This is a genomic window from Rufibacter roseolus (genome assembly GCF_017916365.1).
GTDB lineage: Bacteria > Bacteroidota > Bacteroidia > Cytophagales > Hymenobacteraceae > Nibribacter > Nibribacter roseolus.
Genome location: NZ_JAFMSU010000002.1, coordinates 738,135 through 755,354, shown reverse-complemented (window position 1 = coordinate 755,354; position 17,220 = coordinate 738,135). Strand labels below are relative to the sequence as shown.

The following is a 17,220-nucleotide window of genomic DNA, read 5'->3' as shown; positions in this document are numbered from 1 at the left end:
TCATGAAGGAAATACAGGATATTGTGGAGGCTTTTGCCCGCCATACCGCAGAAGGAAAACAGACCGCCCTGGCCACGGTGGTACACGTGGAAGGCTCTTCTTACCGCAGGCCCGGAGCCCGCATGCTGGTTTCTGAGGATGGCCTGCTTACTGGCGCCATTAGCGGCGGATGCTTGGAAGGTGACGCTCTGCGTAAGGCCCGCATGGCCATGAACGAAGGGAAACCAGCCCTGGTGAAATACGACACCATGGATGACGATGACGCCAAACTGGGCGTGGGCCTGGGCTGCAACGGCATCATCCATATCCTAATTGAACCCATAGACCTAAACTTGCCTAACCATCCCCTGGCGCTGTTGCAGAAGGTTATTAGTCAGCGACAGGTGACCGTAGTAATTACCCTGTTCTCGTTGTATGACCGAAAGGGCCCGCAACCTGGCACCTGTTACCTTAACCAATCTGGGGAGGAAGAGATTACCCCCGCATTGCCCAGTTCCCTTCTAGCCCAGATCAAGGCCGATGTTTTGGAAGCAAAGCAAAACCTTGTTTCCAGCACAAAATCCTATAAACACGGCCAAAACACGTTCACCGCATTTCTGGAGGTAATTCAACCCGCCCCTGCCTTGGTCATCTGCGGGGCCGGAAACGACGTGATGCCTTTGGTGACCATGGCAGATTTGCTGGGCTGGCCCACTGCTGTGATAGACGGCCGCGCAAATTATGCCACACAAGAGCGCTTCCCCAATGCCCGGCAAGTATTGGTAGCCAAACCAGAGCAGGTTCTTAGCCAGGTCAGGGTGGACCAGAATACCATCTTTCTGCTCTTCACGCACAATTATAACTATGACTTGGCCATGCTGCGGTTGCTTTTGCCTCTTCCTCTGCCCTACGTGGGTGTTTTGGGGCCAAAGAAGAAAATGCAGCGCATGTTAGACGAACTTCAGGAGGAAGGCCTGACCCTGACCGAATCCCAACTAAGCAAAGTGTTTGGGCCCGTAGGCCTTGACCTTGGCGCAGAAACTTCAGAAGAAATAGCCCTTTCTGTTCTCGCTGAAATCAAAGCCGTTTTAGCCCGCAGAAATGCTGGTTTTCTGCGAGACAAGCAGGAAAGTATCCATGCCCAATCTGCTGCCCCTGCAGTTTACCCAATTACGTCCTGCCCTGCATGACCACCGGGATCATTGTACTTGCCGCCGGTTCCTCCAGCCGCTTAGGCCAGGCCAAGCAACAGCTAGTCTACCAAGGACAAACGCTTTTGCAACATGCCCTCCAGGCGGCCTTGGATTCTACCGGAACCCCGGTCATTGTGGTGTTAGGAGCTAAGGCCGAGGCCATCTTGCCCCAATTAGACTCAACTCAGGTGCAGGTGGTTCTGAATCCAGCCTGGTCTGAGGGAATGGCTTCTTCCATCCGGACGGGCTTGATCCACCTTCAACAAGTTTCTTCAGGCTGTACGGCGGCGCTTATCATGCTTTGCGACCAACCCTTTGTCTCTTCTGATATCCTAAACCGCCTTATTCAGGCCCACCAGGAGAATACCCAGCAAATAGTGGCGAGTAGCTACCAAAGCACATTAGGGGCTCCCGTTCTGTTTCCTGAAAAATTCTTCGCGCAATTGTTGCAGCTGCAGGGCCAGGAAGGCGCTAAAAAGTTGCTCGGGCTATATGCTTCAGAGGTTATCTCCCTTCCATTCCCAGCCGGCGCCACTGACATTGACACCCCAGAAGATTATGCCGCTCTGAAAGCGGGCGAGACTAAGTAGTAATATCCCTTCCTTATTTTATGGTTCGCCTGCGCTGGAATACTACCGCGCAAGGCCCTGGCTGAGCAGCTGTTTTGTCCCTGATTTAAAAAAAGCAGGGTTAAAACAGCTGTTTTTGCTACAGGGCATTTCACCATCATTTACTTAAATGACCTAACAGAACTGCGTGTGCCCCGTAAGAAAGACAATTGCAAATGGTTCGCCAATTTGGGTGTGGTTGGATAGGTGTAAAAGATGCCTGTGAGAAAACCTGGAAAACATGACTGGCACCTGTTAAAAGTAAGTTTCACTTGTTCAACCAGAACCCCCATGAACACAGAAAATTCTCTTCAGGCAACAACGGCCGTACGCCCGCAATTGCCCGACACCCGAACGGTTACCCTTCGGGTGAATGGGACCACCCACCAACTCCAACTTGCCCCCTGGACCTCTGTGCTGGACGCCTTGCGGGAGCACCTTCAGTTAACCGGAACCAAAAAAGGATGCGACCACGGACAATGTGGGGCCTGTACGGTTCTGCTGGACGGCAAGCGCATCAATTCCTGCCTTACCCTGGCGGTGATGCAAGAAAACAAAGAAATCACCACCGTAGAAGGCCTGGCCAAAGAGGGAGAACTGCACCCGGTGCAACAGGCTTTCATTGACCATGATGCTTTCCAGTGCGGCTACTGTACCCCAGGGCAAATCTGTTCAGTAATTGGCATGGTGAACGAAGGCAAAGCCAAGACGCTGGACGATATCAGGGATCTCATGAGCGGCAATATCTGCCGGTGCGGAGCCTACATTAACATTGTAAAAGTGGCGCAGGAGGCACTGGAAAAAAATACCGGATTATGAGACCATTTACGTTTACCCAAGCCCAGGATGTAGACACCGCCGTGCAGGAAGTCTCATTGGAGGGTGCCAAATTCGTTGCCGGCGGAACCAATCTGCTGGATTTAATGAAAATAGATGTCATGAGCCCCAGTCACTTGGTGGACATCACCCAGATAGCCCTGGAAACCATTGAGGAAACAGAGGCCGGAGGAATCAGGTTAGGAGCCTTGGCTAAAAACGCCGATACCGCCTACCATGAACTGGTGGAAACCCGTTACCCGCTTCTCTCCCATGCCATTCTGGCCGGGGCCACCGCGCAACTGCGCAACATGGCCACTGACGGCGGCAACCTGCTGCAGCGCACCCGCTGCTACTATTTCTATGATACCCAAACGCCCTGTAACAAGCGGGAGCCGGGCTCCGGTTGTTCGGCCATCCAGGGCTATAACCGAGACCTGGCTATTCTGGGCACCAGCGAGCATTGCATTGCCACCCACCCTTCGGACATGTGTGTGGCTCTGGCAGCTTTGGAAGCAACCGTGCACGTTACCGGGAAAAACGGGGAAAGAGCTATTCCTTTTGCTGACTTCCACCGCCTTCCGGGTGACACCCCGCACCTGGACTCCAACCTCCAACCAGATGAAATCATCACTTCTATTGAGCTGCCCGCCAAAGGATTTGCCAAACACTATACATATCTCAAACTCAGAGACCGGGCCTCCTATGCGTTTGCCTTGGTGTCTGTAGCAGCCGCGCTGGAGTTGGAAGGAGACACAATCAAAGAAGCGCGCATTGTGTTAGGCGGGGTAGCCCATAAACCATGGCGGGTACCAGAGGCAGAGGCATTGCTGCAAGGGCAAAAAGCCACGAGGGATAACTTCAGAAAAGTGGCAGAAGCATACCTGCAGGGAGCGCAGGGGTTTGGCCATAATGATTTCAAAATTGAATTGGCCAAGCGAGCCATAGTACGGGCATTGGAACAGGCCACCAACAGATAAGCGATACCATGAAAGAGAACTATACAGGTACTCCCGCTAACCGCGTAGACGGCCGGGCCAAGGTTACCGGAGAAGCCAAATACGCCGCTGAATTTGAGGTTCCTGGTCTGCTGTATGGCGTAGTAGTCAACAGCGCCATAGCCAAGGGAAAGATCAAACATATGGATACCTCCGCCGCCCTCCAGTTGCCCGGGGTGCATCAGGTGTTCACCCATGAAAACCGACCCGGCTACTCCTGGTTTGACAAGCACCACCAGGATGAGGATGCCCCACCCGGCTCCCCTTTCCGCCCCTTGGGCAGCAATGAGATTAAATTCAGCATGCAGCCTATAGCTTTGGTGGTGGCAGACACCTATGAACTGGCGCGGTATGCAGCCCTTCTGGTGCACGTAGAATATGAGGCGCAGCCGCACGAGACAGACCTGGAAGCGAATCTGCCCAGAGCCTACAAACCCAAGAAATATAAATCCCCTCCTCCTTCTGATCCGCGCGGAGATGCCGCGGGGGCCTTTGATAAAGCAGAAGTGAAACTGGAGCAAGCGTACGCCCATCCGGCCCACCACCATAACCCCATGGAGATGCACGCCTCTATTGCCATTTGGAAGGAAGGCGGCAAGCTGACCGTCTATGATAAAATCCAGGGGGTGCAGAACAGCCAGCAATATATCTCCAACGCCTTCGGGATACCCAAAGAAAATGTGCAGGTGATTTCCCCGTTTGTGGGCGGCGCCTTCGGTTCTGGGCTTCGGCCGCAGTACCAGCTGTTTTTGGCCGTATTGGCGGCCCTGGAACTGAAAAGAGCAGTGAAAGTGGTTCTCACGCGCCAGCAGATGTTCTCCTTCGGGCACCGGCCTCATACCGTTCAACGGTTAGCCATCGGGGCCTCCCCAGATGGCAAACTGCAATCCATCACGCATAATGCCATTGCTGAAACCTCCCGTTTTGAGGACTACAATGAGGATGTGGTAATCTGGCCCGGTGTGCTTTATGACTGCGACAACGTGGAGGTTAGCCACCAACTGGTAGACCTGGACGTGTACACGCCCCTGGACATGCGGGCCCCGGGAGGCACCACCGGCACGTTTGCCCTGGAATGCGCCATTGATGAGATGGCCTTTCAAATAGGAATGGACCCTTTGGAATTCCGCCTGAAAAACTACACCGAAAAAGACCTGAACGAAGACAAGCCACACTCCAGCAAGGAACTAAAAGAATGCTACCGGCAGGGTGCCGAGAAATTTGGCTGGGCCAACCGCAAAATGGAACCCCGCTCCATGAAAGAAGGGCATCAGCTCATTGGCTGGGGAGTGGCCCACGGAGCTTGGGAAGCCCAACAGCAGGAAGCCTCGGCCAAAGCGGTGTTAAGCCCAAACGGCAAACTGACGGTCTCCAGCGCCACCGCTGATATAGGTACCGGCACTTACACCGTCATGACCCAGATCGCCGCCGAGGTCATGGGCCTTCCGCTGGAGGACGTGACGTTTGAACTGGGTGACTCTACCATGCCCAAATCTCCCCTGGAAGGCGGTTCCTGGACCGTATCTTCGGTAGGCTCGGCGGTGAAACTGGTGTGCGAGAAATTACAAGAGCAGTTGCTAAAAATGGCCCAAAAAATGAAAAACTCTCCATTTTCAGAAGCTAAACTAGCCGATGTGTCTTTTGCCAACAAACAAATGTTCCTGACCCATGCACCAGCCACTTCCATTAGCCTCCAGGCCATTCTGGACCAAAATGAAGGCAAGCCGCTGGAAGCCGAGGCTTCTCAGAAACCAGACAGTAAACAGAAAAAATACTCCAGCTATTCCCACTCGGCCACGTTTGTGGAGGTGCAAGTGGATGAGGAGCTAGGTACCGTGAAGGTAACCCGCATAGTCACCGCGGTGGCGGCCGGCCGCATCATCAACCCTAAAACCGGCAGGAGTCAGATTCTGGGCGGGTCTGTTTGGGGCATTGGGGTAGCATTGGAGGAGCACACGGTGCTGGATCATAACCTCGGGCGTTTTATGACCCATGACCTGGACAAATACCATTTGCCGGTCTCTGCCGATGTGCATGAAACAGACGTGATTTTTGTGGAGGAGAAGGACGAAATAGTGAACCCGTTGGGCGCAAAGGGACTAGGCGAGATTGGTATTGTGAGTGTGGCCCCGGCTATCTGTAATGCGGTTTTCCATGCCACGGGCAAGAGAATCCGGGAATTACCTATTACCTTAGATAAATTACTCTAACCGTTTAGCGCCTGTTTTTACCTAAAAGATCTAAAAACAGGCGCTAAATAGATTTACAGAAGGGGTTACTTTTTTGGCCTTCCTGTAAAAGAGCGGTAAATTTATTAATTGTTGTAGAACGGAAGTAAAAGCCGGAAAACAACAAATCTGAATTAAGAAGAGAAGAATGGAATTACTCCTGTTTGGTATAACCAGGGAAATTGTGGGAGGATCTACCTTAACGGTAGCGCCTGAGGAACCGCTGCAGACCGTGGGCCAATTGAAGGCATGGCTGGCCCAAAAGTACCCAGCCATGCAAAAACTGAGTTCCCTGGCTGTGGCCGTTGACAGTGAATACGCCGATGACGATCAGCCTCTAAGGTCCGGGCAGGAAGTGGCGCTTATTCCACCGGTGAGCGGCGGGTAAACGATAAAGCATGTTAGTTAAACTAGTTACAGACGTTGACCTGAACGAAGCCTACAGCTACTTACAGCACCCGGGGGCGGGCGGGATTGACCTGTTTGTGGGTACCGTGCGGAATCACGCCCAAGGCAAAGAGGTAGTGAAGCTGGTGTTTGAGGCATATGCGCCCATGGCCTTGAAGGAGATGCAGAAGCTGGCCCAGGCAGCCCAACAGCAATGGCCTATTGAAAAACTGGTCATGCTGCATGCCGTAGGCGAGAAACTGGTGGGTGAGCCGGTGGTCATCATCGGGGTGGCTTCGGCGCACCGCGATGTGGCCTTCACCGCCTGCAGGTTTTTAATTGACGAACTGAAGAAGACCGTGCCTATCTGGAAGAAAGAATATTACCAAGACAACAGTGTGTGGGTTAACGCCCACCCTTAAGCCATGAGCAAGTCCCCATTGATAGATAAATACGGCCGGCAATTGACGTACCTGCGGCTCTCGGTTACTGACCGCTGCAACTTCAGGTGTTATTACTGCATGCCAGAGGAAGGAATGGATTTTGCCGCTCGCCAGGAACTGCTGTCCTTTGACGAAATGCACAACCTCGCTTCGCTTTTCTGCAGCCTGGGCGTGAAAAAAATAAGGATCACCGGAGGCGAGCCTTTTGTACGTGCAGGCATCATTCCGTTCTTGCGCCGGTTGAGTAAAATACCCGGCCTGGAGGAAATCACCGTGACCAGCAACGGCTCGCTCACCAGCGGCCAGATTAAAGCCCTGCAGGAAATCGGGATCCGGAAAATCAATATCAGCCTTGATTCCCTAGACCGGGAGCGCTTTTTCCGCATTACCCGCCGCGATCGTTTTGAATCTGTGTACGCCAGTATCTTTCAACTGCTGGAATCAGGTTTCGGGGTAAAGCTCAACTGCGTGGTAGCCGAGGACAAGAACATCCAGGACATTCTCCCTTTTGTGGAACTGACGAAAGACTATCCGCTAGCTGTCCGGTTCCTGGAGGAGATGCCCTTCAACGGCAGCGATACCTTTCTCCTGCCGCAATGGAGCCACCGCGAGATTTACCAGCACATCCAGGATCATTACCCGGGGTTGGAGAAACTGCAGAGCGAACCTACCTCTACCTCGGTCAACTATCGGGTACCAGGCTATAAAGGCACCTTCGGGATTATTCCGTCCTTCAGCCGGACCTTCTGTGGCACCTGTAACCGCATCAGGCTGGGCGCTACCGGAGAATTCCGCACCTGCCTTTACGGTCCTCCTGCCCTGAACCTGCGCGATCTGGTAAGACAAGGGGCTTCTCCCGAAGAACTGGAAAGGGAAATAAGGGTGGCCATAAGCAACCGCGAAAAGGACGGCTTTGCCGCCGAGGCAAGTGTCTCCCAAAAAAGGCATGAATCCATGTCGGTGCTGGGCGGGTAATGGCCCCAGGCGCTCGCAAGTCCTTCGGACGCTACGAGTTCTTTTGAGCAGGCGGACTAGCTTTGGCCAACAAAAACTTCCCTCCAGATTCAGGTGAATTATTGAAGTAAGACATTTACTTTACCGGCCAGAATTGGATTACTGTTATTAAGCCAATTTCTTAAAAACAGCCTATAAATAGCTTTAGACTAATCATTTAAATGAGTTCACTTTCACATATAGACGAACAGGGCCAGCCCAGCATGGTAGATGTGTCGCTTAAGGCGGTGACTACCAGAACGGCCATTGCCGAGGGCATAGTGCGTTTTCCTGAGGCCGTTTTCAGGCAGTTGGCAGAGCTGGACTTTCTCACCAAAAAGGGCGCGGTTTTCCAGACAGCGATTATCGCTGGGGTCATGGCCGCAAAGAAAACATCAGACCTTATTCCGCTTTGCCACCCCTTGGCCCTGTCTACCTGTAAAGTGAACATTGAACCCACTGACAACTTCTCCCTTAAGGTTACTTGCCTGGTACGGTGCGAAGGAAAAACCGGCGTAGAGATGGAGGCCTTGACGGGCGTCTCGGCGGCAGCCCTCACCGTGTATGACATGTGCAAGGCGCTCACCCATGATATGGTTATTTCAGAAATCCGACTGGTAGAAAAAACCGGGGGTAAGTCTGATATCCATGCAGCCCGCTGAGGGGACGTCAGTGCTCCTATTTGAGTTACTAATCAAGTTTTCTGCTCAAGCTGATATCAACCTCAAAATTGCTCTTGGCAGATGAAATCTATCATGCCAAATCTATCACTACTCCAAATCTATCACTACTCTTTAACAGCAACCTTAAACTAACCCATGGACAACCGTTATAACCGGCAATTGCAGCTCCCTGGCTTCGGAGCGGAGGCGCAGCAGAAACTAAGCAAAGCCAGGGTTCTGGTGGTGGGCGCCGGCGGACTGGGGGTTCCGGTACTGCAGTATCTGGTGGGCATGGGTATAGGCACGTTGGGCATGGTAGACGGGGACCACATCAGCCTTACCAATCTGCATCGGCAGGTCTTGTACAGCACCCTAGAGGTGGGACAACTGAAAGTGGAAGTAGCCGCGCAAAAACTGGCGCAATTGAACCCTGAGATCCGGCTGAACTCTTACCCTACGCATCTTACGCCGCAGAACGCGCTGGAAATCATGGAAGGCTATGACCTGATTATAGACGCCACCGATAATTTTGAGGCCCGTTACCTCATCAATGATGCCTGTGTGCTTCTGGGTAAACCATTTGTGTATGGCGCCCTGCACCAGTATGAAGGCCAGGTAAGTGTGTTCAATCTGGAGGGTGGTCCAACCTACCGTTGCCTCTACCCTACAACGCCCTCGGCGCAGGAAATACCGGATTGCAATACGGCAGGTGTCCTGGGCGTGGTTCCCGGATTGGTTGGGCTACAGCAAGCCTTAGAGGCAGTGAAAGTGCTTACCGGTATCGGGAAATCGCTTTCTGGTTACCTGCTTATGCTGGATTACCTGAACCAAAGCCAATACAAGATCAAGCTGAAAGCCAACCCGGACAACCAGTGCATTACCAGTCTGCAGGATTCCTATGCTGTGGCCAGTTGCACCACGGTTCCGGAGGTCACGGCGGCCGAACTCTATGAATGGGTAGGAAACGGCAAGAAAATGCTGTTGCTGGACGTGCGGGAGCAGGATGAATACGTACAAGGGCACCTGCAGAAGTCCTTATTGACGCCTTTATCGGTGTTCCGGAACCAGATGGAACATTTACCCCAGCACCTGCCCATCATTACCATATGCCAGAAAGGAAGCCGCAGCCGGAAAGCCGCCGAAATGCTCCTTGAAAATGAGGCGGCAGCAGAAGTCTATAGTTTAGCGGGCGGCATGGAGGCCTGGCAAACCCAGTTAAGAAACAAACTGGTGGTGAAATGATGGACTTGGACTTGAATCTGGTACTGCTGATCTTCAGTTTCTTTGTCATTGCCACACTGTATTCCTCGGTGGGGTTTGGCGGCGGCTCCAGTTACCTGGCCCTGCTGGCGCTGTTGTTGCCCAATTTCCTGGAGATTAAATCAACTGCCTTGCTGTGCAACCTGGTAGTGGTTTCGGGAAGCACGTACCTGTTCATCAAACAAGGGCTTTTTGACTTCAGGAAGTTTCTGCCCTTGGCCTTGTGCAGCGTGCCTGCCGCTTTTCTGGGCGCCACCTTCAGCCTGAAGCAATCGGTTTTCTTTATCTGTCTGGGAGCCGTGCTGGCGTTCTCCGGTGCCTTACTGATTATACAGTTCTTCACCCAGCCTGTAGCTCAGCGCATGGAGTATGCCCGGCATTCCTGGCTTTTCAATTTGCTGTTGGGGGCCAGCTCGGGCTTTGTCTCGGGGTTGGTAGGTATTGGCGGCGGTATTCTGCTGTCGCCGGTCCTGCACCTGCTCAAGTGGGCCGATGCCCGGACGATTGCCGCTCTGGCTTCCTTTTTCATTCTGGTGAACTCGGTGGCCGGGGTGCTGGGCCAGGTAGCCAGCGGCAATTTCATGGCGGATGGTACCTTCCTGTGGCCCCTGTTGCTGGCGGTTTTCCTGGGCGGTCAACTGGGAACGCGGCTTAGCTTACAAAAGATAAAGCCCCAGGCTGTGAAAGGCTTAACGGGTGCATTTGTCCTTTTCATCGGGTTGAAGCTGGTTTTCAGTTATCTTTAGGGCTTGACGTACCCCTATGATATCTGTAGAAGAAGCCTTACAACTGATACTGGAGCATAAAGCCGCTTTGCCCCTGGAAGAAATAGACTTGCTTCAATCAATGGGCCGGGTGCTGGCGCAGGAGGTCACCGCAGACCGGGACTTCCCTCCTTTTGACCGGGCGACCATGGACGGCTTTGCCATCAACTCGCATGATTTTGCCTCCGGCGCTAGGGCTTTCCTGGTGGAGCAAATCCAGGCAGCCGGTGCGCCCCAGACTATTTTGCAGGAAACCGGGTCTTGTATCGAGATTATGACGGGCGCCATGCTCCCAGTCAATACTGATGCGGTAATCCCCTACGAAGACTGCCTCTTGCAGGACAAGGTAGCCAAGGTTCAAATCGAGCACGTAAAGGCGGGACAGAACATCCACCGGCGAGGTTCTGATAAAAAGGCAGGAGAAACTTTGCTTACCGCTGGCGTACAAATCACCCCGGCCATAGTGGGCACGCTTGCCTCAGTGGGATTGGCCAAAGTGAAAGTCTATAAACTTCCAAAAGTAGCCATCTGCTCTACCGGCGACGAGTTGGTGGAAATAAAGGAGACGCCGCTGCCGCACCAGATCAGGAGGTCAAACGCGTATATGCTGGCGGCTGCTTTACAAGGAGAAGGTATCCAGGCTTCGCTTTACCACCTGCCAGATGTGCCTCAGGTCATGGAGGCCAGTCTGGAGAAGATCATCGCAGAGCATGAGGTGCTGATTCTATCCGGGGCAGTTTCCAAGGGTAAGTTCGATTTTCTGCCGCAGGTATTAGCGACTTTGAGTTTTGAGTCTGTTTTCCATAGAATAGCCCAAAAACCCGGCAAACCTATGTTGTTCGGGACCCTGCCCGGGCAGAAGGTGGTGTTTGGTTTGCCCGGCAACCCGGTATCTACCTTTGTGTGTTACCAGCTTTTCTTCCGGCCCTGGCTCAGGGCTTCGTTGAACCTTTCATCAGTTGAGGCCTACGCGCAATTAACCCAGAACGTCCATTTCCGGCCGAACCTCACTTACCACTTGCCGGTAAAACTGCATAACCACTTGGGACTTCTGCAGGCCACTCCTATCCAAAGCACCGGGTCCGGGGACCTCACCAGCATTCTGGAAGCCGATGCCCTACTAAGTCTGCCAGCCGTACCGGATACCTTTTCTGCCGGAGAGGCCTTTCCCATTACCTTGCTATGATTTATCTCAAACCCCTGTGTTTACCCTCTGGTTTGCTTCCGTTTTACGCCTGATTTTGGGAAAGCAGGCAAAAACTGTCCGCAAGTTTCCCTTTAGGAGAGCGGTATTACGTACATGAGGGCTGAGACCAAAGAAGATTACCATGGATAACAAAGGGTGGGATGAAGACCGTTACCGGGAACTGAATGGTTATTTCCGGGAAAAAATCCAGCATCAGTTGAGCACTGACCCGCATCTGCAGAAACAAATAGCCGAGGGAAAAAGCCTGGATCTAACAGAGATTGTAGAGAGCATGACGCTCAACGACCAGGTACTGTGGAAGGAGTTTATGCACCTGGACCAGCTCAAAATGCACCGTGACCTGCAGAACCATTTAGAGGGGAAAGGTAATCCCCTGCATGACAAATCTGGGTTCTACCGCCGGTATAACGGAGAAGAAGACGAAGCGCAGCCGCTTTGGTGACAGAAACTTTCCTTACATTTTTCCTTACCTTACCAGGCAAATTGCTGGCCCAATGGTAATGCGCTCCTTGGGCCTTTATTTCAGAGATTCAAAGCTGTACTGGGCGTCGCTCCAGAATTCATCTAAGGCAATGATGCGGGGTTTGAAGAAGGAAATTAGAGTGGGCCAGTCTTCCCGGTTGAAAATGTTCACGGGGCCTATCTCTTTGTAGATCCTGCTGATGGTCTCTCCGTACTCATTGGTGGTGTGCAGATCCCATTCCCACTCCTCGCCCAGGGTTTCATGCAGGTAGGTTTTCAGCTCCAGAAATTGCTCAAAGAAAAGCTCCTGGATTTCGGCGTCTGGGTGGGTCATTTCAATCCCGATGGAGGCAGATTTGTTTTCGGCCCGCATCCTGAAGTACACATGCTTGAGTCCGGTTTTGTAGTTAGACCAGTTGATCTTCAAGCCTTCGGCGGAGGGGTGCGGCGCGATGTACTGGCCAAAGGTGGTCCAAAAACTTTGTCTTAGCTGCGAGGCTTGTTCTCTGGTGTACATAACTGGGGATTCTGTTGGTTTAATTAAGTCGCCATGCCATGGAAAATTCCTTTATGGCCCCTACAGAGAGAACGGCAAATTTAAGGCTGGGGATTAATTATAAGTACCTACATACATTAAGTACAACAGCTACTTTGTTAAATCCAAAAGTGCTTCATTCAAAGGGAGTTCTCCCTAAAAAATAGGCTAGAAATACTTATTTTTAGGTATTTCAAGTGGACTGAGAATAACGGTACTTTGCTTTCAGATAGGGTTTGTATATCAAACTCCATCACAGGGTTTTATATTTTGTCTGAGAAGGGGGCATCGGGGGACGCCCCCTTTTTATTTGCCCGTTCCCCAGGGTTTCCTCTCCCCTTTAGCCTTTTCTGTAAACCAGATCAAACCTCAGGAAAGAAGAAACTACTCAAAAAGCTTGGCTTTAAATGAGACTTACCACTGCTGGTGCACGGTGGGTTTAATGTACCGGTCATAGATGGTGCGTACGCCCTCCATTTGCTCCTGAGTTAAAGCAGGCAAAGCGGCGGCCGCCAGGTTAGAAGTCACCTGCTCAGGGCGCGAAGCTCCTGGAATTACGGTACTAACCTCTGGGAACATGAGCACCCAACGCAGCGCCCAGGCGGCCAAAGGCTCCTCTCCCGGAAATAATTTCTTCAGTTCTTCCACGGCCTCCAGGCCCAGGTCAAAATCTACTCCCGAGAAGGTCTCCCCTTTGTCAAACGCCTCACCGTTCCGGTTGAACGCGCGGTGGTCCTGTGAATTGAACGTGGTCTGGTGCGACATCTTACCCGATAGCAATCCGCTGGCCAGCGGTACCCGAACAATAAGTCCCACGTTGTTATCCTGAGCGGCCGGGAACAGCTGCTCTATAGGTTTCAGGCGGAACATATTGAAAATCACCTGTACGGTGGTCACGTTAGGGAAACGCATTGCCATGAGCGCCTCGTCCACTAATTCCACGCTTACCCCCAGGTTCCGGATTTTGCCCTGTTCCTTGAGTCGGTCAAAGGTCTCGAAGATCTCGGGGCGGGTGTACACCTGGGTGGGTGGACAATGCAGCTGGATCAGGTCCAGGGTGTCCAGGTTCATGTTGCGAAGGCTGCCTTCCACATACCTGGTGATAGATTCTGGCGTGTAGCCTTCGCTTACGTGCGGTTGGATCTGGCGTCCGCATTTGGTGGCGATGAAAACCTCTTCTGAGCGGCTTTTCACCACCTTGGCCACCGCAGCTTCGCTCAGGCCATCGCTGTACACATCGGCGGTATCTATGAAATTCACGCCCGCGTCAATAGCCGAGTGGATGATGGCTTCTGCGGTCTGCTCGCTGAAGGGCTCACCCCAGCGGCCTCCCACTTGCCAGGTTCCCAATGACACTTCAGATACGTTGAAGCCGGTTTTCCCTAATACTCTATAGTTCATGTGTTCTGTTTTATGGATACAATAAAGGTATGTACTCCAGATGGACCCGAAAAGATAAAGCCCTGACCTGGATTTTGAAAATGTCTTGGACCAAGCACCTTGTTTTACCCCTGTTTCAGGTAAACGGCCTTAAATCAGGAAAGACAAACCAGATTCGGTTTTAACCGGTTCTGCCTTGCTTTCCCAACCTTTGATTAACGGTGTTGCTGGTAGATATCAGTGGGAACCTGGGTCTGCAGCGCTTTGATAACCTCTGGGGAAGTGGCAGGTACGTCCGCCAGGGCCAGGGCTTGATTTAGGTGCGACTCAGTTCTGATGCCCAGCACCGCCGTGGTCACCGCCGGATGGTGCAGGACATATCTCACCGAGGCTTCTTTGGCATGATCCGCTCCTACGATGGCCTTCACAGCCTCGGCCACCTGGGTCACCTCCACCGTGGTATGGTTCAGATAAGGTTTGGGTGTTTTGCCCAGTAAAAGCCCCTGCGCCAGGCTTCCGCGAGCCAATACTCCAACCTGGTGTTGGTGTAGCAGGTCAAGCATCTGTTCCTCGGGACGGCGGTCCAGCAGACTGTACAGCATCATGACGCTTACCAGGTTAGAACGCTTCACGTACTCCCTGATCACATTAGGCCTGATAGACGAGATGCCGTAGTGCCTGATTTTGCCTTGCTGTTTTAGCTGTTCAAAGGCCTCAATGGTTTCGTCAATAGGGTCTTCAATGGTTCCGCCGTGCAGTTGATACAAGTCTATGTAATCTGTTTGGAGGCGCCGCAGGCTTTGCTCTACCGCCTCCAGGATGTACGCCTTGGTAGGGTTCCAATCCCAGCCGCTGCCATCGGGGCGCCACTGGTTGCCCACTTTGGTGGCAATGATCACCTGGTCGCGCTGGCCTTTGAAAGCCCTGCCTACGGTTTCCTCGTTCCTGCCTTTCTCGTACAGGTCAGCAGTGTCAAAGAAATTGATTCCGTTTTCCCGCGCCAAGTGCAATAGCCTGATATTTTCATCCTCGGACCCGGTCAGGGACATACACCCAAAACTCACCTCGCTCACTTCTAAGTCTGAGGTGCCTAGTAGTTTATAGTTCATATGCTCATCTTCTGCTTTACAAGAGGCGAAAACCTCCAGAACCAAAGGTAACAGGAATCGGGTTTAGGGCCTGATTTCCTAAAAGTAACCATTAAACCCAAAAGCCAGGGTAAAGTAAAGGAAACGGATTGTCTGCAAGGAAGATGTAGTAAAAAGGCCGTGAGGGGCAATTTTTCTGAATTGGTATCTCAAGCGTATAAAGAGAAGATTATAGCTAATAACCTTTTAGATACTCCATTTCAACCTTTAACCCTATTTCCCTTGATTAATAATACCTTACCAAATGGCTACTGACATGAAAGAAAACTATTACACCCACGCGCTTTGGCATGTGCAGGAAGGAAAAACAGAAGCATTCCTGCAAGCTTGGCAGCAGTTCGGAAAGGCTTTGTCCCAGGTGCCCAACTCCCCTCCGGTACGCGGAACCTTGATCCAGAGTATTGATGATCCGCTGGTGTTTTATTCATTTGGGCCATGGGAGTCTTTGGAAGACATCCAGGCCATGAGGAGCGATGAGAACGTTAGAAAAGCCCTGTCTTCAATTCTAGAACTTTGCTCTGAGGCCGAGCCTGGCCAATTTAAAACAGTAATGCAATTGGAATTCCCGGGTTCAAGAACACCATAACCCTAAACTACGGTCAATTGCATCCATTTTCGCCTTTCAAACCAATCAGAAACATAGGTATTAAAGTGGCTCTTGAATGAACCTCCTTTATTGCTTTTCTGAACAGACTAAATCAATAGTGGCTTTACAGCCTTTTCCAGGGTTTGATGCCTTCTGCCTTCATCACGGAGTACAGCAGCAGTACGTACACCAGGTCCAGCACAAAAATGCCGAAGTACAGCAGCATCAGCAGGTATGAGTTGGGGAAATACAGGTAAAACAGCACCGATGGGAAAACCGTGCCTACTAACTTGCTCAGGCCAATATAAAGCGATTGCCCGGCCGAGCTGTTCCGTTTCAGCAGCATCCGCACGAAAAGCACCGACATCATCAGGTTCTGGGCAAAGGCGGCGTAAATGCCAATGTAGTCGTTGAACTCCCGGGCCATAAACGAGATCAGCAACCCGCAGTAAACCAGGGTAAAGAGGAAGGTAGCGTAGAAAAGCTTTTGGGGCAGATGCTGGGGGAACTCGCCGCGGCCGAACCGCAGGTACTGCACCATAATGCCTACGTCAAACAGCAGCCACAGGTAATCTATGGACAACTGCGGCTGCGGATGCGGGTGGACAAAGGAAAAAATGAACTCCCAGGCTAAATTGGCGCATAAAGCCACCATGGGCATGCCATAAAACCTGTCTTTGAAACCTCTTCTCAGGATCAGGATATAGGCGATGGTCCAGAAGAGGCCACTGCCGATCATCAGAAAACTGCTTAACGTAGCGTCTAGGTGAACCGGATCTTGCAACATACCTTCTGCTAACATGTACAACCCCACTTAGGTTAGGGCACCAGGCAATTTTTCTTCAGACTTCCTACTCCATTAGAAATGAACCAGAAGCAGAAATCGGAGTAGAACCTAAAATCCAAAGCTGGAATAAAACCCTACGCAACAAGCCTATAAGCCCCATGGAGTTAAACCCGTTGATCTTAACGCTCACCCTTGATCCCGAGGCCGCTGATTTCTTCACCCAATTACGGACCCAGCATTTCCCACCCGAGCGAAATTACCTGCAGGCCCACTTAACCTTGTTTCATCATCTGCCGCCAACGGAGAAAGTCATCAAAGAAACTTTGGAGCAGATTTGCCAAAAACAACCCCAAATCACTTTAGAAGTAACTGACCTCATGAGCCTGGGCAAAGGGGTAGCCTACAGAATAGCCAGTGAAGAACTGCAGGAGTTGCACAGGTACTTACAAGAGCAATGGGAACTGTTCCTTCTTCCGCAGGACAAACAGAAACTCCGCCCGCACATCACCATCCAAAACAAAGTAAAGCCTGAGGAAGCCAAAGGCCTGGAGCACCGCCTGAGACAATCTTTCCAGCCATTTCAGATTTCAGGCATCGGGTTTACCCTTTGGGAATACCAGGGCGGCCCTTGGAAACTGCTCAAGGAGTTTCCTTTTCAGCCTGTTTTTGAAAAAACAGCCTCCAAACAGATTCATTAGGCACAGAATCTAGTTTGCGGAGAGGTAGTTAAAAATAAAGACGGTTTACCTTTCCAATCCTGAGCACCTTCTGTTGAAGGCCGGAA

At 51.9% G+C, this 17,220-nt stretch carries 19 protein-coding genes; 15 read left to right on the top strand and 4 right to left on the bottom strand.

The window, feature by feature from the left end; genetic code table 11:
- The first annotated feature begins 2 nt into the window (after positions 1-2).
- The 13 genes from J3P35_RS12100 to J3P35_RS12040 all read left to right on the top strand — a co-directional run bounded on the left by J3P35_RS12100 (position 3) and on the right by J3P35_RS12040 (position 11,980).
- Positions 3-1,169: an XdhC family protein gene (locus J3P35_RS12100; RefSeq protein ID WP_210464853.1), complete on the top strand. Its 1,167-nt coding sequence runs from the start codon at positions 3-5 to the stop codon at positions 1,167-1,169.
- The gene (locus J3P35_RS12095; protein WP_210464852.1) at positions 1,166-1,762 is read left to right on the top strand and encodes a nucleotidyltransferase family protein; all 597 of its coding nucleotides are present in this window, start codon (positions 1,166-1,168) and stop codon (positions 1,760-1,762) included. Before J3P35_RS12100 ends, J3P35_RS12095 begins: the two co-directional genes overlap by 4 nt.
- A gap of 309 nt (positions 1,763-2,071) precedes the next feature.
- Positions 2,072-2,599, top strand: a complete 528-nt coding sequence (locus J3P35_RS12090) for a (2Fe-2S)-binding protein (RefSeq protein ID WP_210464851.1) — start codon at positions 2,072-2,074, stop codon at positions 2,597-2,599.
- The gene (locus J3P35_RS12085; RefSeq protein WP_210464850.1) at positions 2,596-3,576 is read left to right on the top strand and encodes an FAD binding domain-containing protein; all 981 of its coding nucleotides are present in this window, start codon (positions 2,596-2,598) and stop codon (positions 3,574-3,576) included. Before J3P35_RS12090 ends, J3P35_RS12085 begins: the two co-directional genes overlap by 4 nt.
- Before the next feature lie 8 nt (positions 3,577-3,584).
- Complete coding sequence (locus J3P35_RS12080; RefSeq protein ID WP_210464849.1) at positions 3,585-5,804, top strand: xanthine dehydrogenase family protein molybdopterin-binding subunit; 2,220 nt, start codon at positions 3,585-3,587, stop codon at positions 5,802-5,804.
- A 166-nt stretch (positions 5,805-5,970) separates the two neighbouring features.
- Positions 5,971-6,210: a molybdopterin converting factor subunit 1 gene (gene moaD / locus J3P35_RS12075; RefSeq protein ID WP_210464848.1), complete on the top strand. Its 240-nt coding sequence runs from the start codon at positions 5,971-5,973 to the stop codon at positions 6,208-6,210.
- Positions 6,211-6,220: 10 nt separating this feature from the next.
- A complete protein-coding gene (locus tag J3P35_RS12070) occupies positions 6,221-6,631 on the top strand; it encodes a molybdenum cofactor biosynthesis protein MoaE (RefSeq protein ID WP_210464847.1) in 411 nt (136 codons plus the stop codon).
- A gap of 3 nt (positions 6,632-6,634) precedes the next feature.
- The gene (gene moaA, locus J3P35_RS12065; protein ID WP_210464846.1) at positions 6,635-7,627 is read left to right on the top strand and encodes a GTP 3',8-cyclase MoaA; all 993 of its coding nucleotides are present in this window, start codon (positions 6,635-6,637) and stop codon (positions 7,625-7,627) included.
- A gap of 200 nt (positions 7,628-7,827) precedes the next feature.
- Complete coding sequence (moaC, locus tag J3P35_RS12060) at positions 7,828-8,307, top strand: cyclic pyranopterin monophosphate synthase MoaC (protein WP_210464845.1); 480 nt, start codon at positions 7,828-7,830, stop codon at positions 8,305-8,307.
- A gap of 156 nt (positions 8,308-8,463) precedes the next feature.
- Positions 8,464-9,549: a HesA/MoeB/ThiF family protein gene (locus J3P35_RS12055; protein ID WP_210464844.1), complete on the top strand. Its 1,086-nt coding sequence runs from the start codon at positions 8,464-8,466 to the stop codon at positions 9,547-9,549.
- On the top strand, positions 9,546-10,313 hold the full coding sequence (locus tag J3P35_RS12050) for a sulfite exporter TauE/SafE family protein (protein ID WP_210464843.1): 768 nt from the start codon (positions 9,546-9,548) through the stop codon (positions 10,311-10,313). Before J3P35_RS12055 ends, J3P35_RS12050 begins: the two co-directional genes overlap by 4 nt.
- Positions 10,314-10,329: 16 nt before the next feature.
- Positions 10,330-11,517, top strand: coding sequence for a molybdopterin molybdotransferase MoeA (locus tag J3P35_RS12045; protein ID WP_210464842.1), 1,188 nt, complete (start codon positions 10,330-10,332; stop codon positions 11,515-11,517).
- A 142-nt stretch (positions 11,518-11,659) separates the two neighbouring features.
- Positions 11,660-11,980, top strand: coding sequence for a hypothetical protein (locus J3P35_RS12040; RefSeq protein WP_210464841.1), 321 nt, complete (start codon positions 11,660-11,662; stop codon positions 11,978-11,980).
- 75 nt (positions 11,981-12,055) lie between these two features.
- Here the strand turns inward: J3P35_RS12040 and J3P35_RS12035 are convergent, their stop codons facing one another.
- The 3 genes from J3P35_RS12035 to J3P35_RS12025 all read right to left on the bottom strand — a co-directional run bounded on the left by J3P35_RS12035 (position 12,056) and on the right by J3P35_RS12025 (position 15,024).
- Positions 12,056-12,517 carry a DUF4268 domain-containing protein gene (locus J3P35_RS12035; RefSeq protein WP_210464840.1) on the bottom strand — a complete coding sequence of 154 codons (462 nt, stop codon included), beginning with the start codon at positions 12,515-12,517 and terminating at the stop codon, positions 12,056-12,058.
- 432 nt (positions 12,518-12,949) lie between these two features.
- Positions 12,950-13,936, bottom strand: a complete 987-nt coding sequence (locus tag J3P35_RS12030) for an aldo/keto reductase (RefSeq protein WP_210464839.1) — start codon at positions 13,934-13,936, stop codon at positions 12,950-12,952.
- A gap of 194 nt (positions 13,937-14,130) precedes the next feature.
- Complete coding sequence (locus tag J3P35_RS12025; RefSeq protein ID WP_210464838.1) at positions 14,131-15,024, bottom strand: aldo/keto reductase; 894 nt, start codon at positions 15,022-15,024, stop codon at positions 14,131-14,133.
- A gap of 283 nt (positions 15,025-15,307) precedes the next feature.
- Here J3P35_RS12025 and J3P35_RS12020 point away from each other — a divergent pair, with 283 nt between their 5' ends.
- A complete protein-coding gene (locus J3P35_RS12020; protein WP_210464837.1) occupies positions 15,308-15,649 on the top strand; it encodes an antibiotic biosynthesis monooxygenase family protein in 342 nt (113 codons plus the stop codon).
- A gap of 124 nt (positions 15,650-15,773) precedes the next feature.
- On the opposite strand, the gene J3P35_RS12015 is transcribed toward J3P35_RS12020, so the two are convergent.
- Positions 15,774-16,451 (bottom strand): transmembrane-type terpene cyclase, encoded by a 678-nt coding sequence (locus J3P35_RS12015; protein ID WP_210464836.1) that lies wholly within the window; start codon positions 16,449-16,451, stop codon positions 15,774-15,776.
- A gap of 143 nt (positions 16,452-16,594) precedes the next feature.
- Here J3P35_RS12015 and J3P35_RS12010 point away from each other — a divergent pair, with 143 nt between their 5' ends.
- Positions 16,595-17,134 (top strand): 2'-5' RNA ligase family protein, encoded by a 540-nt coding sequence (locus J3P35_RS12010; protein ID WP_210464835.1) that lies wholly within the window; start codon positions 16,595-16,597, stop codon positions 17,132-17,134.
- The last annotated feature ends 86 nt before the right edge of the window (positions 17,135-17,220 follow it).